1 protein-coding gene is annotated in these 1,409 nt (G+C 68.7%); it reads left to right on the top strand.

Going from position 1 to position 1,409, the window contains the following annotated elements; translation table 11 throughout:
* A partial coding sequence (locus tag FKP22_RS30360) for a two-partner secretion domain-containing protein (RefSeq protein ID WP_141291922.1) occupies positions 1-1,409 on the top strand: 1,409 nt, incomplete at both ends.

Below are 1,409 nucleotides of genomic sequence, written 5' to 3'. Positions count from 1 at the left end.
GCGCCGGTCAACACGCCCAATGCCAGTGGCGGCGTGAACCAGAGCATCAGCCAGACCAGCCAGCGCGCCATCTACCAGTGGCAGAGCTTCGACATCGGCGCCAACAGCAGCGTCACTTTCGACATGGCGGACAAAGGCTACAGCGCGCTGAACCGCGTGATGGGTGGCACTGCGCCGTCGCAGATCTTCGGCAAGCTCACGGCCACCAAGGGCGGCGAGATCTACCTGATCAATGCCAACGGCATCCTGTTCGGCAAGGGCGCGCAGGTCAACACCGGCTCGCTGATCGCCTCGGCGCTGAACCTCACGGATGACGAGTTCAAGTCCGGCCTGACCAACAGCCTGCTCTACAACACCCTCTCGCCCACCTTCAAGTACGACGGCGAGGCCGCCAACTTCGTCGACAGCAAGAACTTCGTGCGCGTGGACGAGGGCGCGACCATCACCACCGACAACGGCGGCCGGGTCTTCCTGTTCGCCAAGCGGGTGGAAAACGCCGGCAGCATCAGCACGCCCGGCGGCCAGACCCTGCTGGCCGGCGGCGGCGCCATCTACCTGCAGCGGCCCGACAGCCGGCCGCTGTATGCCTCCGAGACCAACCCGGACGTGCCCGCGCTGCGCGGCCTGCTGGTCGAGGTGGGCGCGGGCCCGAAGGACGCGGAAGACCGCCAGGGCAGCGTCGTCAACACCACGAGCGGCCTGATCAGCACGGCGCGCGGCAACACCACGCTGGTGGGCATGACGGTGAACCAGATGGGCCGCATCAGCGCGACCACCAGCGTCACCGAAAACGGCAGCATCATCCTGCGCGCCCAGGGCAACGCCAAGGCCGGCACCAGCAGCGTGGACGCGACCCAGGCCGGCGCGCTGGTGCTGGGTGCCGGCAGCCAGACGACGATTGCCCCTGACAACGCGGCCGAGCAGAACGGCAACAAGCCGTTGACCAGCGACGGCAACGCCACCTTCGTCGCACCGCGCATCGACCTGGCCGGCGCCAGCGTGCTGCTGGACACCGGCGCGAAGATCATCGCGCCCGGCGCCACGGTGGACGTGCGGGCCGAGAAGGTGCCCAACTACGAGCCCACCGCCACGCGCGGCTACGCGGCCGACAAGGGCGTGGACGAGGCTTCGCGCATCGTGCTGGCCGAGGACGCGCTGATCGACGTCTCCGGCACCACCGACACGGTCGCCAGCGTCTCGCAATTCTTCGTCACCACCGGCCTGCTGGGCAGCAACGACCTGAAGGACGCGCCCATCCAGAAGGACGGCCTGCTCTACCGCAGCAAGGTCACCGTGGACGTGCGCCAGGACTCTGCCCTGCTCGGCAGCCTGGAAGGCTACCGCGACGGCATCCAGCAGACGATTGGCGAGCGGCTCTCGGCCGGCGGCAAGGTGCGGCTGACGGCCGG

The sequence above is a fragment of the Ideonella azotifigens genome (assembly GCF_006519715.1).
Taxonomy (GTDB): Bacteria; Pseudomonadota; Gammaproteobacteria; order Burkholderiales; family Burkholderiaceae_C; genus Ideonella; species Ideonella azotifigens.
The sequence above is the reverse complement of the archived record's forward strand: the minus strand, read 5'-3'. Positions and strand labels throughout refer to the sequence as shown.